The 20,001-nt window shown below is 59.7% G+C and carries 14 protein-coding genes; 5 read left to right on the forward strand and 9 right to left on the reverse strand.

What is annotated here, in order from left to right; genetic code table 11:
• Positions 1 to 72: 72 nt before the first annotated feature.
• Complete coding sequence (locus RJT68_RS00445) at positions 73 to 669, reverse strand: IS6 family transposase (protein ID WP_407040424.1); 597 nt, start codon at positions 667 to 669, stop codon at positions 73 to 75.
• Positions 670 to 1,327: 658 nt separating this feature from the next.
• On the opposite strand from RJT68_RS00445, the gene RJT68_RS00450 reads away from it, so the two are divergent.
• Together RJT68_RS00450 and RJT68_RS00455 are read left to right on the forward strand one after the other, a co-directional pair.
• The gene (locus tag RJT68_RS00450; protein ID WP_407038421.1) at positions 1,328 to 3,115 is read left to right on the forward strand and encodes an ABC transporter ATP-binding protein; all 1,788 of its coding nucleotides are present in this window, start codon (positions 1,328 to 1,330) and stop codon (positions 3,113 to 3,115) included.
• 251 nt (positions 3,116 to 3,366) lie between these two features.
• Complete coding sequence (locus RJT68_RS00455; protein ID WP_407038422.1) at positions 3,367 to 5,049, forward strand: hypothetical protein; 1,683 nt, start codon at positions 3,367 to 3,369, stop codon at positions 5,047 to 5,049.
• Between the two features lie 156 nt (positions 5,050 to 5,205).
• Here the strand turns inward: RJT68_RS00455 and RJT68_RS00460 are convergent, their stop codons facing one another.
• The 8 genes from RJT68_RS00460 to RJT68_RS00495 all read right to left on the reverse strand — a co-directional run bounded on the left by RJT68_RS00460 (position 5,206) and on the right by RJT68_RS00495 (position 15,729).
• Complete coding sequence (locus RJT68_RS00460) at positions 5,206 to 5,982, reverse strand: glycosyltransferase family 2 protein (protein ID WP_407038423.1); 777 nt, start codon at positions 5,980 to 5,982, stop codon at positions 5,206 to 5,208.
• Positions 5,983 to 6,391: 409 nt separating this feature from the next.
• A complete protein-coding gene (locus RJT68_RS00465) occupies positions 6,392 to 7,597 on the reverse strand; it encodes a glycosyltransferase family 2 protein (protein WP_407038424.1) in 1,206 nt (401 codons plus the stop codon).
• Between the two features lie 523 nt (positions 7,598 to 8,120).
• The gene (locus tag RJT68_RS00470; protein WP_407038425.1) at positions 8,121 to 9,128 is read right to left on the reverse strand and encodes a lipid II:glycine glycyltransferase FemX; all 1,008 of its coding nucleotides are present in this window, start codon (positions 9,126 to 9,128) and stop codon (positions 8,121 to 8,123) included.
• Between the two features lie 608 nt (positions 9,129 to 9,736).
• Positions 9,737 to 10,639, reverse strand: a complete 903-nt coding sequence (locus RJT68_RS00475) for a glycosyltransferase family 2 protein (RefSeq protein ID WP_407038426.1) — start codon at positions 10,637 to 10,639, stop codon at positions 9,737 to 9,739.
• 452 nt (positions 10,640 to 11,091) lie between these two features.
• Positions 11,092 to 11,847: a polysaccharide lyase gene (locus RJT68_RS00480; protein WP_407038427.1), complete on the reverse strand. Its 756-nt coding sequence runs from the start codon at positions 11,845 to 11,847 to the stop codon at positions 11,092 to 11,094.
• 911 nt (positions 11,848 to 12,758) lie between these two features.
• Entirely contained in the window at positions 12,759 to 13,790 is a 1,032-nt protein-coding gene (locus RJT68_RS00485) for a polysaccharide lyase (protein WP_407038428.1), read from the reverse strand.
• 12 nt (positions 13,791 to 13,802) lie between these two features.
• Positions 13,803 to 14,918 carry a carbohydrate-binding domain-containing protein gene (locus tag RJT68_RS00490; protein ID WP_407038429.1) on the reverse strand — a complete coding sequence of 372 codons (1,116 nt, stop codon included), beginning with the start codon at positions 14,916 to 14,918 and terminating at the stop codon, positions 13,803 to 13,805.
• 229 nt (positions 14,919 to 15,147) lie between these two features.
• Positions 15,148 to 15,729: a metal-dependent hydrolase gene (locus tag RJT68_RS00495; RefSeq protein ID WP_407038430.1), complete on the reverse strand. Its 582-nt coding sequence runs from the start codon at positions 15,727 to 15,729 to the stop codon at positions 15,148 to 15,150.
• A 182-nt stretch (positions 15,730 to 15,911) separates the two neighbouring features.
• Between RJT68_RS00495 and aglF the strand changes: the two genes are divergently transcribed.
• The 3 genes from aglF (at position 15,912) to glmS (ending at position 19,891) form a co-directional block, all read left to right on the forward strand.
• Complete coding sequence (gene aglF, locus RJT68_RS00500) at positions 15,912 to 16,655, forward strand: UTP--glucose-1-phosphate uridylyltransferase AglF (RefSeq protein WP_407038431.1); 744 nt, start codon at positions 15,912 to 15,914, stop codon at positions 16,653 to 16,655.
• Positions 16,656 to 16,913: 258 nt separating this feature from the next.
• Positions 16,914 to 18,101, forward strand: coding sequence for a sugar phosphate nucleotidyltransferase (locus tag RJT68_RS00505; protein WP_407038432.1), 1,188 nt, complete (start codon positions 16,914 to 16,916; stop codon positions 18,099 to 18,101).
• Positions 18,101 to 19,891 (forward strand): glutamine--fructose-6-phosphate transaminase (isomerizing), encoded by a 1,791-nt coding sequence (gene glmS / locus RJT68_RS00510; protein ID WP_407038433.1) that lies wholly within the window; start codon positions 18,101 to 18,103, stop codon positions 19,889 to 19,891. The genes RJT68_RS00505 and glmS overlap by 1 nt, the downstream gene beginning before the upstream one ends.
• Positions 19,892 to 20,001: the final 110 nt, after the last annotated feature.

Raw genomic sequence — 20,001 nt, forward strand, 5'->3', positions numbered from 1 at the left:
GATTTGGTTCCACGCCCTGGCACATAATCGCTCGCGCCGAAAGAAGTCGTCGGCAGGTCGGACGGGCATTGTTCAGATTAGCCTGTTCCAGCAGTACGCGAGGCTCTGCAGCCATGTTTCGGCCGTTTCTGGATCGGCGTTTCTGAAGCAATTGCCAAACTGGTACGTTCGCCGTTTTACTTCCTTGAAGACACGTTCGATGCTGTTACGTTGACCGTGGCGTTCGTACTGAAACTCGTAGCCACGGCGGTGGAGCGCGGCTTTCAGCCAATCCGCAGAATCGACGAGAAACACAGCGTCACCAACGTCGTGTTTCTCGCTGAGTTCGTCGAGGAAGATTCCCGTAAGGCCCTTTGTCTCTGGATCAACCGCTGCAAACAGCCAGTACCGATCGTCAGTGAGCTGGGTCGCAGTCTCATCAACCGCCACGTGATCCGGTGATTTACCGTCCTCGGGCTGTAACTCTGCTTTTTGTACCCAATTATGGACGGTTGACCGAGCACGATCGACACCGAACCTCTCTAAGACATGAACAGTATCCGAAAGCGAGAGACCGGCGAGATGGAGGTGGATACTGAGCCGCATCAGTTCGCACGGTGTCTGCTCGCGCTCCACAAATTCTAACTGAATGTCGCTGCTAGGTAGCGTGAGGCGGCTGAATTCGGGCATGGACACCACGAATTCCACCGCCTCGCTCCTTCAAACTCTAATCTGAACAGCGCCGGTCGGACGACGGGTCACTGTGGTCAGTAGCGCTTCGTTCTGTCATGCTCTGGTCCCTAAAGTGGCCGCCATATCACGGTTGGCTGCACTTCCACTGAACGTCTCCGACCAAAGTGGTGGACACGGGGCCTGCCCCGGCTCAAGTTCACTAGTGGGGGTCTCGGGCCTAGTCATCCCTCCCCACTCGTATGCTAGTGACGCTACCGAGGCAGACAGGAGTCCCAGTATGCGTTCTCATCCAACTCACAGAGATGCAAGGAGGAAGCCCACCCCTTTAGGTTGCATCGTCCCGTAGCATGGCGGACACCGAGGCGGTACGACCGTCCTCATAATCCGACAATATCGGGACTCCGCAGCCCAGAGCGTTCGAGACACCCTCTCGAACTGCCGTGGGGTCCCGGCCAGCAAGATAACTCCCAGTCCAATGCCGGGATAGGAGTAACGGCGGTGTGACCCTATCATCGGCCTGTCATTCCGACGGGTCGTAGACCAGTAACTATCCCAACCCAGCGGGGCGCTGCCGTGGGACGCCTCGCCGTTTACGGCGAGGAGGAGGTCATATGCGGTCACAGATTGAAGTATGAGGGCGGAATACCTTTGATAGATGGACGAGGGTAATCCTACTTGGCGGGAGAAAGCACGAGCGCTGATCCGCGTTGCTACGTTCAGACCGTGGCTCACGGGAGCGATTGTCAGCTTCAGTGTGCTAGCTGCCTTACTCGAGGGCATCGGACTTAGCTTCCTCGTCCCAATCATTGAGGTTGCTCAGACATCCAATGCGTCTGCAGAAGGCAATGGTCAACTTGTTCGCTGGTTTATCCGCCTCTATGATACCTTAGGCATCCCATTTACTCTGGGATCCATCATCCTCGGCATTTCCACGGTCATGTTCGTCCGCTACACGGCGTCCTTTATCGGGGGGTGGCTATCCGTCGTATTGCAAAGGCGATATGTGCAGGAGCTTCAGTCGACGGCCTTCGATAACGCACTCGACGCTCGTGTCGCTTACTTCGACAAGGAGGGGTCCGATGACATTCTCAATGCAATTCTCACACAGGCTGAACACGCCGGAAAGGTCATTCGGGACTTTATTCTCGCATTTCAGGAGTTATTGATTTGTATCATCTACCTCAGTATTGCATTTATATTATCTCCGGTCCTAACGATATTCACGATCCTAATCTTGGGCAGTCTGACGTTCCTCATCCGGCATGTCCTTGAACCGGGATACGCAGTCGGTGACCGCGTCGCCGACGCGAACGAAGAGATGCAGGCATCGGTTCAGGCGGGAACACAGGGCATTCGCGACGTGAAACTCTATACGTTGGAACGCGAGATCCGCACCCGATTCTCGTCAGCTATTAATAAATTAACCAACTCGAGTATCAAACTCGAACGAAATAAAACATTGATCGAGGATTTTTATAACTTTTCTTCAGCCGTTCTCGTATTCGTCTTGATCTATTTTGCCCTCCAGTTCGCCGGACTCTCACTCGCAGCTCTCGGTGTGTTCCTGTTCGCGATGTTCCAGCTCGCCCCGAAAGTGAGCACCCTCAATAATAGGTGGTACATGGTGGAGGGGATGCTGCCCCATCTCGTTCGAACCCAACGGTTTATCGCCGAACTGAAACGCAACGAGGAGCCACGGAAAGGGACAGACCCAGCCCCAGCTAGGATACGGACTGTTGCGTTTGAGAATGTATCCTTTTCTTACAATGATGGGACGCAAGCTCTGAACGAGGTCTCGTTCGTGATCCGGAAAGGTGAGTTCATCGCGTTCGTCGGCGAGTCAGGGGCCGGGAAGTCGACCATTGTCAAACTACTCACCCGGTTGTACGAACCAGACGACGGACAAATCAGTGCCAACGAGACGTCGATCGTCGAGTTGGACGTGCAGGACTGGCGTGAACAGATCGCGGTCGTTCGACAGGATCCGTTCATCTTCAATACGTCCCTTCGAAACAATATTACTGTCGGTGATCGAACGGCGACGAAGGCCGAAATCATGCGAGCGTGTGAACTCGCCCACGTCACAGAGTTTTTGGATGAGTTACCGGCGGGGCTCGAGACCACACTCGGTGATAACGGTGTTCGCCTTTCCGGGGGCCAGCGCCAACGCGTTTCGCTCGCGCGGGCGCTCCTCAAAGACGCCGAAATCTTGGTGTTAGACGAAGCCACGAGTAATCTCGATACGAACATCGAACGCGACGTTCACCGCGCCATCGAATCGATGGACCGTGAGTATGCCGTCCTCACGATTGCGCACCGACTGTCGACGGTTGTGAATGCCGACCGAATATTCACCCTCGAGAACGGTTCCATCGCCGAAGCCGGGACCCATACGGAGCTCATCGCAAACGACGGCAAGTACAGAGAGCTGTACTCCGTCTAGGGACTACTCCCACGACTGAAGTCGTGGGCTTTCTCCTCGAATCTCTGTAAACGTCCATTCGATCGGACTCTGACTGCATCGTATGGTCCTAACGGCGGTCCCACTTCCGTCGCTGAGCGGCCGTAGTTCCCAGAACCGGCTGTCCGCTCACTGCCGCGAATAGGTCTCTATTCGTTAATAGTGCTTATTAGCCTGCCCCCTGTCTCTGTGACCACACTTCCGAACCGACCGCCGGCTTCCTAAGATAGCGTATGGACACCAAATCACAGTTCAAGGCCCTCGTTTGCACCGTCCTCCTAGTGTGGACTCTTGGCATAGTCGTGAGCTGGTCTTCAGGGTCGGTGTTCCCTTATCTGCCGCTGACGCTTGCGGTCTGTTGCCTGCTTCTGCTCGTGTTCATCTCGGTGTCGGAGAACGTTCGGCCGATTGCCACGCCATTGCTCGTCGTAATCGTGATCAATTCGACGATGTACAGGCTGGTCGTCTTCCTATTTCCACGGTCGCTGATCGGTGTTGACCCAAATACATACGCAGAAGGCGCCGGGAGGGCCATCGCCGCGCACGACTTCTCGGCCGTGGGCATCCCGTTTTACGATACCGCTTCAGGGTATCTGAGCTACGTTGTCACGGTTTACCATCTCACCGGCGTCAGTATTCCGCAGTCGTTTATCTTCCTCACCGTGGTGGCGGGCGTAGGCTATCCCCTCTTTTCGTATTTAATTCTTCGCAGGAGTGCCACGTCACCGAAAGTCCCGATACTCGCGGCGCTAGTGACCTCAGTCGTCTCGTATTCTCTGCTCTTCAGTTTCTGGCCGATCCCACAGACCCAGACTGCCGTAGTCTTCCTCCTCTTTGTCTACTGTCTTCTTCCCCTGGTTGGGTTGGCTGAGAGGCGATTTTCGGTGGTCCTCCTCGTTCTTTCCTTGGCGATTGTCACGACGCATAAACTGATCCCACTCACCATGGTGCTCCTCTTACTCTCGGTGTGGGGGATTATGTTGCTGGCCCGAACCGATCTCCTCCCGTCGCCTTCCACGCGACGATTCCGACAAGGCGATCTGGTGCCTGGTCAATCGATTCTCGTTCTCTGTACGATCATTGGCCTCTTTGTCGGCGTCCTGTGGGTCTTTTACACGGACTTCATCGCGAATGTGGTGGGCCATCTGCTGGCACTCGTACTGGTATCTGACTCGGGAGACGAACCGTTTCGTGCCGCCGCCGCGACCAGACCGCTATCCCCGTTCTGGCACCTGGTTCTTAACCGGTCGAACACGATCGTCTTGATCATCCTCAGTGCTCTCTCGTGGCTCTATATTTTGGGTACGCGTCGGTGGCGGACGGCCTTCCCTTTCGCGTTGCTGTTGGCGGCAGTCGCATCGACGGGGCTCTTTGTCGTGTTTTCCATCATCTCCGACGCGGCGATCCTCATTTCCCGGGGAATGTTCCTCTATGAAGCGTTCGCCGTTCTCTGTATCTTCGGTGCTGGCGTCCTCTTCTCCAGACGGCATACACTCAATCCCATCCTTCCGGTTGCCTTCCTCCTCCTCAGTTCCCAGTTGGGCGTCGGCCTCATCGCCCCTGACTCGAGTTATGGCCCGCGGTTTTACCTCACAGAGCAAGAACTCAGCGGGGAACAGTTCACCGATAGCTATGCGACGGGGGAGGTGCACACCGATTTCTTTTACGCTCGGAACCAGACCAACTTCAAGCCCACCGATGAACCGATCACATACCACGATATCAGTGAGGACCTATTGAACGGTGATGTGTACGCCCCTGACCGAGACCGACTCCTCATTCGCGAGGGTGTCGAAATCTTCGAAACGCCGGGCGACGGAGCCTGGCGGATCAACTGGGACCAACTCACGGATATCGAGACTCAATACGATCGAACGTACACGAACGGCGGCGTCTCTCTCTATCAGAAGGAGTGATCTCCTACCGCCAGCGACGCGGTCGCGTGACAGTTGCTGCCCAATCCGCCCGATGTCGGAACCGGATTGATTGTCGTTCCTCGGTGACCTCCGCTTCGAAACCGGGTCGCCATCACCTGCCGTCGTCGCTCACTGTGAGAAATGATGCACGGTCGTTCATCGATCCTGTAACAGGCCGTCTATCTGACCGACACATCTGACGACGTGATGGACCGATTCGACGGCTATCCAGAGTGCCAACTTCGGAATGCTCCGATTGACGGTATCGACCAAAAGCGCCTGCATCAGTCGGCTGCTCCGAGGCGTGTTCCTAATCTCCCACAGCCGGATGTCCGCTTTTCCGTGGCGATAACTCTTCTTCCAATATCCGATGATTGAGTCGGCAAACGCGTGTTCGACCACCATCTCCGGATCGTAGTAAATGGAGTGATCTCGACAGATCCGCTCGGCGAGTTCCGTCTCCTCGTGCCCGTGATCGAGCCGTTCGTCGAAGCCGCCGATTTCTTCAAGCAGGCTCTTCCGCATGGCCATATTACAGCCGGCTACCCGGTCCGTGAACGTCGGCTTGTCCCCCTGATCGTACCAAGGCAGATCCCTGTATGTAACCGGTAACTCGTCCGGCCAGGGCAGGTCTTTGTATTTGAACGGAGAGTCGTCTGGCTGAAAGACCCGCCCGGTGACAGCCTCGTGGTCGTCGAGGGATCGACTCGCTGCTTCTAGATAGCCGTCCTGAGGGAGGGAATCGTCGTCGAGAAAAACGATCTTCTCTGCGTTGGCCTCTTTGACCCCCTCGTTTCGCGCTTTAGAGGCTCCGGGATCGCGGCGGACAATGATTTCGTAGTCGTCATACCTGGATTGCTGAAGGTGACGAACAGCCGGAATATCTTGATCGTTTTCTATGATAGTAGCGATAACGACGGAGAGTTCTACCATATGGCTACTAATCACTCCTCTCCCTCATTTAGCTTGTTCCAGTTGGATTTCGATCAAGAAAGCGAATGCGCTATACGTACGTATTGTATTACTAGGGCGACTATATTGAACTCGGCTACGTCGACGCAAGGTGATTTGTACACGTTGCCTCACAACGAAACACGTGACTCCTCTCTCGAGCGAGTCAACCGGGACATTCGACGGCTCCAAGCGAGTGGGGTGCAGCAGCGACGCGAACTCTTCTTCGCGATCGAATCACAGTCGGGGTCTCGCCTGGCCAAGTGGTCAAGTCGTCACAGCCAACACTCGACGCGGCCGCGACGACTGGTCTCGACGTCCGTCGCACTGGGTGGAGACAGATTTGCACCGTTTGGTCGCGCTCTCGCCGGCTCGAGCGAAGCATGCTCGGTCAATGTGGCTCAGCGTCGGTTTCGATGCGGGCCGCCGACTGCTCAGCCCGCTTGTCGGTCTCCCAGGTCACGACATTGTCCCCGCGGGTCCAGTTGATCAGCCCCACCAGCAGGCTATAGTTGCTGATCACGAAGAAGTGTACCACCTGGGCCGGAACCGGTGCGCTCCGCTTCCGCTCTTGGGAGGCGGCGGCCACGCCATGGGAGAGCGCAGTGAGGAGAAGACCGGCCAGAAGCGTTCCATGGAGTCTCGTTGGACGCAACGCGTACAACACAATGATCGACGCCGCCGACGCCAGCAGGAACAGTGGGGTGAGCCACAGGAGGACGGTCCGCGACCAGAGTTGAATCGCGTACACCCCCGATTCCCACGGATTCAGGAGGTTCCTATACGCCCATATCGTGTGCCATGATCGCGTCGTGATCCGAATCTTCGCCTGCAGTTCGGACTCCAGGTCCTCTCTGGTCCGCTCTCGAGCGATGGCATCGGGCGCGAACTTCACGTCTTCTCCGTTCGCCCGGATCGCGAGCGGTTCGCCGAAGTCGCTCATGAGGTCCGGTGGAAGGTCAACATAACTGTCCGCACGAACGGCATAAATCGCTCCGTTGGACTTTACGACGGACCCGACCCGGGATTCCCACCGCTGGATGAACCGCTCGAGTGCTCGATAGACGGGAATGCCGCCCGTATTTTGACCGTCTTGTTCGTAATGGAGGGCTCCAACGACACAGCCGACATTCTCGTTGAACCGATCGACGAGGGCCTGTATCGTGTCCGGCTCATACAGGCTATTTGCGTCGGAGAAGACGAGTACCTCGCCACTAGCCATGGCCGCGACTCTGTTTTGACATGCGGTTTTCCCGACTCGTCCTTCGACACGGACGAGTGTCACGCCTTCGTCTTCGAACTCGCGGACGATGGCATCAGTCGCATCGGATGAGGCATCGGAGAAGACGATGATCTCTAATTTATCCACTGGATAGGTCAAGTCGAGACTGTTGTTGATCTTCTCTGCAATAATCTCCTCTTCGTTGTATGCGGCGATGATCAGGGAGACAGTTGGCCGATTTGACTGCTGGGTCACCGGTTCCTGCCGACTCAGACCAACGCTGAAAATGAGTAGCGGGTACAGGAGATGGGTATAGACGACTGTACCGACCCAAGTTGCGAGGAGGAGCTGAAGTACTCTGACTCGGTAGCGCATGCCCTTGTAGGGCCACCGCTCCACACCATAAATCTAAAGGATCCTCCGGGCTTATTGGCGGCTCCACTGTCCGGCCTGCTTCGACGAACTCCGATGGCACTCTCGACGGGAGGGGTATCAAACTGGTTCGCCGGAGTCGAACGGACGTGTTTCTGTCGGCGCCTCTACCGTGACCGCGGGGCACAGTCTCTCGCGTGCGAACTGGTGTGTCGCCGATACCGCTCCTTCGTTCCCCCATCTCTGAGCGGTTGACGGAACCTGCGTCTGGATCCCGCCTCCGAAGGAGCGGGCACGCGGCTCACGGCTTTCTGAATCCACGGTGGCGGTCAATCCCGGGCCGCCATCCGCCACCACCGATCATCTCTCCGCCTTCATTCTGGAGACCGGCACCGCCCTTCGCGCTAGTTTCGGCGAGTCCGGCGAGGTGCCCAAATGAAGATTCCGTACGTACGAGTCACCCATCAACTCCCCGGTCTCGAGGCGGGGTGCAGTGCCGGTTCCGGAGCGCGAGTGGTCCTTCGTGTTATCGCAGTTGCCGAGCAATCCCTCGAAGTGCCCGCATGGCATTCATCGTCTTCGTCCGCTTCGCCGCTGTGAAGTACACCTTTCTAGCTGGTGCAAACTTGGATTTATATCGGCAGAGCCGCGCATCGTTTGCGCCGACTAAATCGTAATACGTCCGCCCCTGTCTTATCCCAGCACGTATAACGTACCAATCGAGAAGTTCCGAGGCAGGGATGTCAGCATCGGCCTTCACCCCACCTTGCCATCGGTAGATTCTAGTGTCGCTTTCAAGAGTTATTATGCCGGACACGTATTCGCCATCCGACCGGCAGATGTACGGGCGCAGTGTTCCGGTCGGGAGGGAGTCGTAGAGATCGGTAATGATCGCGCTGGGGATCCCGAGTGAAGCGTTTTGTGCGTCTAGGCGGCGCTCAACCTGGGAGATGATTTGCTGGAAGTCGCGTTTGTGTCCGACCTTTATTTCGTACGCATCAGCGTCCGTGTTTGTAATGTTACTTCTAGCGTCACGAGTGAACGCTGCGAGGAGGTCTGTCTCGCTCCGCGTTAAATCGACGAAGTAGGTATAGTAGGGGTTTACTTCAAATCCATTCCAGGTCAACGGGCGGATATCCGTAAAGCGGGGATCCGTGCGGATGAGGACGTGGTCCGGATCAATCACCTCGTCGGCCCATGTGAGGCACTGCTCGAGGAAGGCTCGCCGTCGTTGTTCGGCTTTTCGACACTTCATGGTTTCCAAATTCAACGTAGCGGGACCGAGTTGCAAGGTATGGATCGGAGGAGGAGGTGAAGTGAGGTGTGTGAAGGGTCCGCTCTTCGTCTCGAAGAGCGGAAAGAGTCCGATGGGTTCCTGTCCTTTGTACACCACTAGCGGATGAAGCCGGGCATTCGTATGCGCACTGAGTACTTTCAGCGCCTCATACTGGTGTAACGGATTCGTTTCTGGGGACTGCTCAACAAACCGATTCCACACGTTGGCCTCCTCTTCCCGTTCCACAGTAACGCTCATTGGTGGTTTCCTTCGCTGGGGAAAGTAGTAAATCATGCACCCTTCGCCCCCTCTGTCTCCTTTCCACACAACTTCCACTGCAATCCGCGTCGGCCAGAACCGCTTCCACCCACGTTGGCACCCCATCGTGATCGAAGCCGTCCACGACTGCGCATCACACACCGTTGACCGATACCGCGCTGTCCGCTCCCCGATGGAGCGTTCACCGACCCGGGAGAGGCCCACCCTTGGACAAGCACGTGAGCGGACCTGTGTCTCCAACTGTCACGTCCGAGCTCCGAGTCGGACTGCTTCTCCGCGGTCCCCCGCGCTGGGGCCGGAGGGGCTATTCGTCCGACGGAACCGGTGTAGTCAGCCCGGCGAAGGATATCGGCGATAAACGCCCAGCGTTCCATCGCCCTCCTCCATGCGCTGGGGAGCTGGCGGTCGCCTCGCTCTCCCAGCCGGGGAGGTGAGTGGAAACAGCGGAGACACCGCTTTCGACGCTTCGTCGGCCGAGGTGACGGTCATGGATTGGTTCCCGTTGAAGCCAGGGGAAGCGGACCGGCGATTCGAACCCCGCCCTCCTCTCGTCGTGATCGGTGGACGTTCGCCTTGATGGTCCGTACTTACCCCCGTCGAACAGTGTTCGTCGCATGGTTCCACACGACGGCCATTCGGTGGCGGAGCGATTGCTTCAAGTGGTCGTATCGTTCTCGCCGATAATATTCCTCCAATTCCTGATCGTCGAGTCGCGCCTCGCCTCTCAGGTAGGGGCCAAGGTAGCCGTAGAGATAGGCGATCCCCGCATAAAAGGGAGGCGAGAGGGTATGATACACCCCCGTCAATAGGGCGTTGACGGGGTGATAGTGCAGGTAGTAGCGTCCGGTCCCCTTCCGCTTGTAGCCGTGCCAGACGCCGCGAGCACTTTGCGGGGGACGAAGCTGAGCCCCCCGTGCGGCTCCCGTTTTGAGCGACTCCCAGCCGCGCTTTTCGGCTTTAATGCGGAGCACGGTGTCGGGCGACGGTGTGATCGGATAGCCGCCAACCTCAGCCAAACACCGGGTATCAATCAGCATTGCCCCACCCCACGGCGTCCCTGCGGGCGTATCTCGCTTCCCGTCCAGATGGAGTAACCCACTCGCCACGCCGCAGTGCTCGCGGGTGTGCATTTCGTCGAGCAAGGTTGCAAAATACTCGGGGTGGACGAGAATATCGGCATCAAGTATTCCCACGTATCGACTGCGGGTCCAGTCAGCCGCGTACTCCTCACGGATGACCTCGAGGCCCGCTGCGACCACCGTTGCGTACCCGAATTCGGTGTCGTACGCGGCGTCGCCTCGGTCGAGGTGGATACCGCTGATCCAGGCGTGGCGCTCCGAGTAGGTCTCTACGAGGGCCGGCGTTGCATCACTGCTACCGTCGTCAACGATGAGCCATCGAATCGGCCGTCGTGTCTGGTCGCGGATCCGCTCGACGATGGCTGGGAGGTGCTTTCCTTCATTTCGTGCCGGGGTAATGAGACAGTACATCTATTGGTCAGGTTCTCCAGCGGCGGCGCCACCCGAGTGACGGACACCCACGCCCGAGGGCAGCCGTTACCTGTGAGTACGGCTTCCAGCGACTAAGTACTACCACTCTGGGTGGCGGCGGGACGGGAAGCGCAGGTGACGACTGCACCGGGCGTCGGCGTGGGGGGTTCCGTCATGTCCGGAGTACGCGGGCCGTTAGCGGTTGGGGCAAGGGTGTCCCGAGAGGGGATGACCGGCTCGCCCGTGGCTCCGCCGAATCCGGTATATGGGTACTTCCCGCCCACATCGTCTGTCGAGTTCCCCAGCGCCCTCGCGGCCGCCGCTACGTGGAGTGCTCTGGTGCTTGGGCGGCAACCAGGGGCCTGTCGTCCGGGTGTTCACTGCTGGCCCGTGGTGGCGCCACCTTACCCAGAGTTGAGGAGAAAGTCTACGGTTTCAGTCGTGGGTAGATGTCAAGGCGACGCCCCTTGATTGGCGTACAATTCGAGGTCATTGAAGGCGAGAAACGTCTCCGTCGAGGCGGCTTCATTCCCACCGTGGTAGACATCGAACGTGAACTCGTCGATACCGAGCTCGTCGTATCCCCGCTCGCGAAACACCAGCTCGTCGACTTCGTGGCCTAGGTCGCCGTTGAGCCACCCTCGGATCGTGCCATCGTGTTCGCCCGGCGTATTCACGCGCACATAGAAATCAATCCGTGCCCATTCAGCAGTCGGAAGTTCGACTCCCCACTCGTCGTGGTCCCCGTATGGTCCCTCCATTTCGGCGTGGTACGTGTAAAACTCGAGGCCCGGGGCGGCGTCGCGGTTCTCATGGAGAGCTACCCGCGCCGACCAGCCGCCCGTTCCGTCACTCACCCGGCCGCCGCCGCCTTGGGTCCGTTGGTTCCCGATAAACGGGAGTTTAAGCTGCTGGGTGAAGTGAAACTCCGAGGGCAGGTAGATCCAGTAGCGGGCGTGGAGGTCTTCACACTGCGTGTTCCACTGCTCGGAGGTGATAAACGCCATCCGTGACCCATAGTGGGATCCTTCCGGGATGTTCACACGGAGGGCGGGTTCTGTCTGTGTCAGCGACTCGGTGAGGGACTGGTGACGCGTGACCTCCGGTGAGAACACCGTCAGATACCGCTCGTCGTCGAACGGAACGTACTCGTAGTGCGAATCAGGCCCGGCGTTCGGGTCGCGCGCCGACGGACGCTTCCGCGTCACACAGGACGTGACCGGGAGTAGCGCAGCAGTTGCTAACACCTGACGACGTCCGATCCGATCAGAGGAGGGGCATCGGCGCTGACGAACCATGCAGATATCACTACGTGGCGGCAACGAAAGACGTTGTCGGTGGCCCTGAGCGCCACGAATCCGCTCCACAGAGGGAATCTCGGGGACAACACTCCCGACTCCCTTCTCGTGGCCGATCACTGCAATCCCAACCGGGATCGGCCCGCAGGTGACGGGTATCGACTCCGGTGGCACTGCGACTCCCACGGTTCGAGGACAGAGGCATGTTTTCCAAAGCCCCGGCCGACCGGTTGGTCGTCCCCGCGGTGTGCCAGTTACAGCGGTAGCAAGCGAAAACCCACCCCTTTAGGGGTGTGATACCGCTAAATAGGTGCTGAAACCACGGGGGTGGAGCCAATCGGTGACGCTGCCGCGTGGAAGATGGACAACCGCCTTCACACGATTTCCGGACACCCCATGAACGACGCCGAGGAATGAACTGCGGTCATCGGCGTGGGCGCCCACGGTAGGAGTCACACGGACAACGAGACGGGACGCTCCGTCACCACCAAGCCACACACGATGCCGGTCGCTCGCCTACTGCCGTCCTCGAGGACCCGGACATCGATGTGCAGTTGGTCGACGACTCCGACACTTCAAACTCGGACAGCCGCGGTGTGTATGTGGGCGTCTGAGAGACGCAGGGCGGCGTCGTGTGTGTGCCGAGTATGGTCTGGGAATCAACAGTTACAAATAGGGTTGTTCACTTTCGGCAAGCGATCCCTGGGCACAGTCTCGACACCGCTGGCCAATGCGGGGGCTGTACTGGCACGGCCCGGAATGCAGGCCATCGGTCCAGGCGACGGCGGACCTGCGAACCGGATTCATGCCGAGGGCGGATGTCAGAGCTGTTGGTCTTCCCAGAGGTGCAAGTCGGCCCAGTAGATGGCGAGATCAGTGGGTGCAACATCACTGCCGCCGTGGAAGAAGTTACACCAGTAGGTCTGGATAGTCAACTCATCGACATCTCGCCAGCGGAAGTCCGTCCGCTCGTACCTGAGTTCTTCGTCCACCCACCCCCGGAGGACGCCGTCATTTTCCCCCGGGGTGTTCAGCTCGATGTACTGGTCGACCTGGTACCACTGATCGCGTTCGAGTTCCGTATTCCAGGACTCCTGATCGCCATACTCACCTCCTTGATCGACATGGTAGACGTAGTAGCGAATGTCGATCGGCTCGTCCGTGCTGTCCGCGGGCCCGAACGCTCCCCGACAGGACCATCCGTCCCGGCCGGAGATGTCGTCGCCCCCGCTCGCATCGGATTCGCCGTTCGTCGCAGCGAATCCTGGGAGTTTGCCGTTGTACGACGAACGAAAGTCACCGTCGAATCGGAGCCAGTAGCGGGCGTGGAGTGACTCCGGCTCGGTGTCGTAGATGTTCTCTAGGTGGTGGTGCATCGACGGCCCTTGGTTCTCCCCAGACGGAATGGACAAGCGACATGAGTCGCGACCGTCGTAAGTCGGCGAGGAGACGATGTCCACCAGGTGGTCGGAGTAGCCCGAGTCCATAAAGTCTTCGAGGGACGACTCCGAATCGAGTGAGAAGTAGGCGTCTGGTTCAGCGGTTGATTCAGTCGACTTATCTGTCTCCCCGTCCTCTTCGAGCGATTCAACACGCTCCTCGAGCTCCGCTAACCGGTCGGCGATTTCCTGGGGAATCGATAGCTTCTGCCACGAGGAGCCATCACCGAGATAGTACGCGCCCGTATCGACGGCAAAGAACTTTGCGCCGTCGTGAGGGGTGTACTCCGAGCGGTTCGCCTCTTCATCGCGGATCTCGATGTCGGTATCGAGCTTTTCGAAGTTCTCGTTTAGAGGGATGTGCCAGTCGGTACTGCCTTCGTCAGGGGTGTTGTAGTCGTGATTAGTCGTCATAAGTTGGGAACCTCATGCGGAAAGACTGCTGTAGCCGTATTCGCCAGACGTCTGAACACTGTACTCATCACTTTTGGCTGGGACAGTGGAGCGTTCGTCGGCTCGTTGGACGGAGTCGATCCAGTCAGCGACGAAGTTGCCGCCGGCGATGGTGAGTCGGAGCGTCGCCGGTCCGTCCGTGGACACGGAGACGTCTTTGATGGGTTTCATCCGCCACTCGCCTAAGTGGTCAATCCGAGCCTCAATTGTACCAAGGTTGCGGCCGTCACGCGAGACGGTGAGTTGGCTTTCGTCCGTGCCACCAGCCACTCGAGCTTTCATGTCGTAAAGCACACTCTCGACGCCAACGGTGTACTCGAGCCACTCACCGTCGTCGGTATCAATGACGGCGTAGCCCGCGTCGGTGTGGACGATATCAATGTCCTCATTGGGTTGAGACACCGTTCCTCGGTTTCCGGCGGTCATGTCGTTGTACGCACTCCCCTGTCCACCATGGTCGAAGTCTTCAGCTTGGATACGGCCGGGGAGTGGCCACGGTTCATAGCGGGTCAGGTACTGGATAGAGACGGCCTCTGACGCCGGTTGCGTTTCGGTTCGGAGATAAGCGGCACCGCGTCCGTCATCGATATCGACGACCTCCACAGAGTACTGGCCAGCATCGCTGACTGTGTGTACTAGTGTCGTCCGTTCCTGGCCGTGATCGTAGACCAGCGTCAGCGGTTCACCGTCGGCATTGTAGAGAATCACGCCGATGAGACCGTACCGAAACCACTGTCTGTCACTGGGGGTTAACCGGTGATCCGCGTCGAGGTCAAGCGTGCACCAGCCAGTGGCACCTGCCTCGAGGGACCCAATCTTCCCGCTATTCGCGGCCAGCGGGGTCGCGTCCCCGAGCAGGTCCTCTTCCTCGGAGCCTACGCAGCTCAGAATTGCTGACCCACCGGATCCATAGGTCATCGCGAGATTTGTGGTCGTCGATGGACGTGACAAGATGCTATTACTGGCGCTACCGGTACCGCCTAGGAGCGGAACTGCAGCCGCGGCGGCCAGCAGCTCACACCGACGACGATCGGAGGCAGCAGCCACCGATCGTCGTCGGTTGGGGGCCTTGTCTTCCTCCGGTACCATGCGACTGCTCAATACCATATTACCACTATAAGTCTTTTGTTAACAATTGGATACGCGATAATATATATCCAAATATTCACTAGAATGTTGTGAAAGAAAACGTGTCCAGTTTATAATATGCGGCTACTGGACAGTGTGGCGTAACAATTACTTGTTACGGGATCTTCCGCACTCGCCTCCGGACGGTAGCACTTACTGCCCGGGTGGAGGCAATCAGAGCCCGGTTCCGCTATCCAAGGCGTGACCGAACCCAGTCTTTGACCTGGCTGCCTAGCCGATGGACCGCCTTAGAGCCAGGTCGGCCATCTACCACCCAGAGCCCGACGATGAAGAAACCGAGCGGGACTTCGAGAAGCAGGCTTTCGGTTAGTTCGAGCGTCGTTGGAATCTCAGACTCGTAGACCGGGGCCGGGTAGAGCGGCCAGAGTAAAAATCTCATGCGGTCGAAGGGAGTGCCGAGGGGAAGGACAACGTCGGTGAGGAGGTGGGAGCCATAGCCGACACTGAAGCCGATTCCTTCGGCCGATTTCCTGTGTTGCCACAACCAGCCCGAAATGACTACGATGAGCGGTATCGCGAACAGCAGCGAGTGCGCGAGGGATCGACCTGAAGGGAGGAGGCCACCTGCCCACGCGAGCGGCTTGTCGATGAGGTCGGGAAGCAACGTCCCGGCAATCAGCCACGGGAGCGCCACTCCCTGTGGAGGGTGATGTCGCCATCCGCGTTCGACGAACGAGAGGAACAGGTAGCCGACGCCGATATGGCCAAGAGGGAACACATCCACACGTACGACGCCGATGGCAGTAAACACCCCTGCGTTACCGTGCTCTCCCTGTCTACCAGCGACTCGCCTTCACGCGCCCACGAGCCCACGCTTCAGCCAGGTCGGTGGACTGGGCCGAAAAGCACTGTCCGAGTCCGCTCAACAGGGAAGTCCTGTTTGAAACCTGACCGATGCCAAGATACATTGCCACAGTCGGGGGTGTGCTAGCTATGCAGGCCATTGTCCTCGCTGCTGGAAAGGGCACGCGACTTCGCCCGTTGACCGACGATAAGCCAAAGGGAATGGTTGAAATTGCCGGCCAACCCATACTCACTCACTGTTTCGACCAACTCGTGGACCTCGGCGCGACCGAATTCGTGGTCGTCGTTGGCTATCGCAAAGAACAGATCATCGAATACTATGGCGACGAATACGAGGGCGTCCCCATTACGTACTGTCATCAACGCACCCAGAGCGGGCTGGCACACGCACTGTTAACGGCGCGCGAGCAGATTGACGACGATTTTATGCTGATGCTCGGCGATAACCTCTTCGATGCCAACCTGCAGGACGTCGTCCGGCGCCAGCAAGAAGACCGGGCTGATGCGGCGTTCCTCGTCGAGGAAGTCCCGTGGGAGGAGGCCTCCCGCTATGGCGTCTGCGAAACGAACAAATACGGCGAGATTACGGACGTTGTCGAGAAACCGGAAGATCCACCGTCTAACCTCGTGATGACCGGCTTCTACACGTTCACGCCGGCCATCTTCCACGCCTGTCACCTCGTGCAGCCGTCGAATCGAGACGAGTACGAACTCAGTGAGGCCGTCGATCTACTCATCCAGAGCGGCCGAACAATCGATGCAATTCAACTTGATGGGTGGCGGATGGATATCGGCTACCCGGAGGACCGTGATGCGGCCGAACAGCGCCTCAGTAAGGAGGAATCTGATACCTCTGCGACACCGACCGACTAGCTTCATCGCTTACCTCGGTCATGATCGATCCAATCGGGGGTCGCTCAGTGAGGAGCCGTTTACGCTACTCACACGAAGCTCAGCGCGAAAACCCACGACTTTCGTCGTGGGTTAGTTTTCTGGCACAGTCGCCACTCACTACGACGGCTCTCGGAATCAGTCCCTATCGACGAAAAGTCTCCCCCGACCGAGTGTCTGTCGCTCGTCTAGTTTCCTAAACCAGTATCAATAAGAGGGTTGTGACCGGTGACTAATACAATGACTGTCAGATCCGCCGTCGTCCTCGCCGGGGGAGAGGGATCGCGGCTGCGCCCCCTCACTAAACACCGGCCCAAGCCCCTCCTCCCGGCGGCGACGACGCCGATCCTCGAACACGTGTTCGACCAGTTGCTCGCGGCAGGGGTGACCGACCTCACCGTCGTCGTCGGCTACAAACACACCCGCGTGCAGGCGGCCGTCGGCTCGACGTATCGGGACGTGCCGGTGACGTACGTCACCCAGGACCAGCAACTCGGGACGGGTCACGCCCTGTTGGCCGCCGAGTCCGCCGTCGACGGGCCGACGCTCGTGGTCAACGGCGATCAGATCGTCGAGCACACGATCATCCGCGACGTCATCGACGCCCACGCCGACACGGCCGCCGCAGCGACGCTCGGCGTCCTCCCGCAGGCAGATATTGGTGCGTACGGTGGCGTGCTGCTCGATGATGGCGAGGTGACTGCCATCGTCGACCAGCCGCAGGACGAGCGCCCATACCGCCTCAACGCCGGCGTCTACGCGTTCGAGCCCGCGATTTTCGACGCGATCCGCGCCGTCGACCCATCGGGCGGAGAACAGTCCCTGGTCGATGCGATCGCCGACCTCTGTGCGTCGGAGCAGTCGGTGCAGGGGGTGGTCTCCGAGGGGCTGTGGGTGGATGCGACCTATCCGTGGGACCTTCTCGACGTCTCGTTCGACCTGTTCGACGCCGGCGTCATCGCGGGCGACCGTGACACGGCCGTCGCGGCTTCGGCGACGGTCCACGACACCGCGGTTGTGCGCGAACCGGTTGTCATCGCGCCGGACTGCGAGATCGGCGCCGGCGCGGTCGTCGGACCGTACGCCTGCCTCGGCGCGAACGTGACGATCGGTTCGAATGCTGTCGTCGAACGGAGCGTGCTCGACGCGGATACACGCGTCGGCGCGGCCGCCACCGTCGTCGACTGCGTGACTGGCGTCGGCGTCACTATCGGGCCCGGCACGACGATTCCCGGCGGGCCCGGGGACGTCCGCGTCGGTGATCGCGTCTTCGAAAACGAGGCGTTGGGCGCGTTGCTCGCCGACCGGGTGGCGGACGCCGGCGGCAGTACGTACGTGCCGGGATCAGTCGTCGGCCCCGACGCGACGATCGAAGCCGGCGCCACCGTCCGTGGCACGCTTGCAGCGGAGACGGAGGTGCGCTCCTAATGTGTGGCATTATCGGCTACACCGGGCAGCGCGAGCGCGTCCACGACGTCCTGCTGACGGGGCTGGCGGGCCTCGAGTATCGCGGCTATGACTCCGCCGGCATCGCGGTGGCGGACGAGTCGCTGACAGTCCATAAACGGGCCGGCGAGGTGGCCACGCTCGAGGCGGCGCTGCCCACTGAGGGGGTCGACGGGCTGGCCGGCATCGGCCACACGCGCTGGTCGACCCACGGGCCACCGACCGACGCAAACGCCCACCCCCATACCGACTGCGACGCGCAGGTGGCCGTCGTCCACAACGGGATCATCGAGAACTATGCGGCGCTGCGCCGCGATCTCGAAGCCGAGGGCCACACGTTTACGAGCGAGACCGACACCGAGGTCATCCCCCACCTGATCGAAGCGGCCCGCGAGCGTGGTGCGCCCCCCGAGGCGGCGTTTAGAGACGCGATCCAGCAACTCGAGGGGAGTTACGCTGTCGCGGCCGTCTTCCCCGACAGCGAGACGGTGTACGCCGCCCGGCACGAGTCACCCCTGGTGCTGGGGCTGGGCGACGACGGCCACTACCTCGCCAGCGATGTCCCCGCGTTTATCGACTTCACGGATCGGGTGGTCTACCTCGAGGACGGCCAACTCGCCCAGATCACCCCGTCGGCGCTCGTCATCACCGATGAACAAGGCGCCGTCGTGACCCCGACCGTCGACCGGATCGCGTGGGATCCAGAGGACGCGGGGAAAGCGGGGTACGACCACTACATGCTGAAGGAGATCCACGAACAGCCCGCGGCGATCCGGCAGTGTCTCCGTGGCCGCGTCTCCGAACTCGAGGGAACGGTGACCATCGACGAACTGGCCGATCTCGACTGTGAGGGGCCGGTGCAGTTCGTCGCCTGTGGGACGTCATATCACGCCGCCCTCTACGGGGCCCGGCTCCTGCGCGAGCGGGGGATTCCCGCGCAGTGTTTCCTCGCCAGCGAGTACGCCGTCGACTCGATTCCCGTCTCGGCGGAGACGCTCGTCGTCGGCGTCACCCAGAGCGGCGAGACCGCGGATACGATGGGCGCGCTGCGCCAGGCCAACCGCGTGGGGGCGACGACGCTCGCGCTGACCAACGTCGTCGGGAGTTCGGCCGCCCGCGAGTGCGATCACGTGATGTACATCCGCGCGGGCCCCGAGATCGGCGTCGCGGCGACGAAGACGTTCGCGAGCCAGCAGGTCGCGCTGGCGATGCTCGCGAGCGTGCTGGCGGGCGAGCGATCGACCGCATTCGTCGAGCGGGTGCGGGCACTGCCAGATCAGATTCAGCAGGTCCTCGATGAGTCGCCCGCACGGGCGGTGGCCGAGACCTACGCGGACGCTGACGCCTATTTCTTCATCGGTCGGGGCTACAATGCGCCGGTCGCACTTGAGGGGGCGCTGAAGCTGAAAGAGATTTCCTACACCCACGCCGAGGGGTTCGCCGCGGGCGAGTTAAAACACGGGCCCCTCGCCCTCGTGACCGAGCGGACGCCGGTGTTCGCGCTGGTGACCAGCGGCAGCAGTGCAGCGAAAACCCTCGGGAACGTTAAGGAGGTCGAGGCCCGGGGGGCGCCCGTCGTCGCGGTGACCGATATCCCCAACGAGGTGGGCCAGGCTGTGGATGACGTCCTCGAGGTCCCCTCAGCGGGGCCGCGGTTCACGCCGATTCTGGCGAATATCCAGTTACAGCTGGTCGCCTACTGGATCGCCCATCGGCTCGGCCGGTCGATCGACAAGCCGCGAAACCTGGCGAAAAGCGTCACCGTAGACTGACTTCTCCCACGATTGCGGTCGTAGCGTTCTGTTGGCTACAGACTAGCACCCGTCACCAACGGGCATCCCACGTGGGAGTTTCCCGGTCGGATACCGGGATTCTGGGCCGA

This window comes from Halovalidus salilacus, assembly GCF_031852275.1.
Classification (GTDB): Archaea; Halobacteriota; Halobacteria; order Halobacteriales; family Natrialbaceae; genus Halovalidus; species Halovalidus salilacus.